This window comes from Polynucleobacter sp. MWH-Adler-W8 (assembly GCF_001889925.1).
In the GTDB taxonomy this organism is placed as follows: domain Bacteria; phylum Pseudomonadota; class Gammaproteobacteria; order Burkholderiales; family Burkholderiaceae; genus Polynucleobacter.
On sequence record NZ_LZFI01000024.1, the window covers coordinates 1 to 880 of the forward strand.

The following is an 880-nucleotide window of genomic DNA, read 5'->3' on the forward strand; positions in this document are numbered from 1 at the left end:
TATCTTAGACACTTCCCAACCTCGCTTGGTACTGCTCTTCAAATCTTACCGGAGAAAGTCCATTGTTGTAACTATGGCGTCTAACCGGGTTGTAAAACATTTCGATGTAATCAAAAATATCTTCTCTTGCTTTTGCTCTGCTGGCATAGGTTTTACGTTTAATCCGCTCCCGCTTGAGTAGTTGGAAAAAGCTCTCCACTACGGCATTGTCATGGCAGTTTCCGCGCCGACTCATGCTTTGTTTGAGGTTATGTTCTTTTAAGAACGCTTGCCACTCGTAACTAGAAAATTGACTGCCTTGATCCGAGTGGATCATCACTGTCTGCTTGGGTTTTCGTTTCCATAAAGCCATCAGCAAGGCGCTGACCACCAACTCCTTATCCATTTGACCTTGCATCGACCAGCCTACAATCTGGCGGGAGAATAAATCCAAGACCACCGCCAAGTACAGCCAACCCTCATGCGTGCGGATATAAGTAATGTCCGTTACCCAGGTCTCATTAGGTTCTAAAACATCAAACTGCTGACCCAAGTGATTGGGGGCTGCCACATGAGGCTTACCAGTATGGTGCCGTGGTTTACGCTTGTAGCCTGTTTGGGAACGCAGGCCCTGTGCCTTCATCAATCGATACACCCGTTGTTCTCCACAAGCAATCCCCAGATCTTGCAGGTCATCATGGATCTTGCGATAACCATAGATGGTGCCGCTTGCCAGCCACGCTTGCTTAATTTGACCTACGATCATCTGATTCTCATACGCTCGAGACGAGAGCGGCTCTTTAAGCCAAGCGTAATAGCCACTGTGGTGGACTCGCAAAACCTTGCACATCGTGCGGATGGCATGCTCATGCTGGTGCTTTTTGATGAAGGCGTACTTTAA

1 pseudogene (cut by a window edge) is annotated in these 880 nt (G+C 47.8%); it reads right to left on the bottom strand.

Annotation, left to right across the window (positions count from 1 at the left end):
- Nucleotides 1–4 precede the first annotated feature (4 nt).
- Nucleotides 5–880: pseudogene (locus AOC28_RS11235) on the bottom strand (IS3 family transposase); its annotated part runs 9 nt beyond the window's last position; the annotation flags it as partial.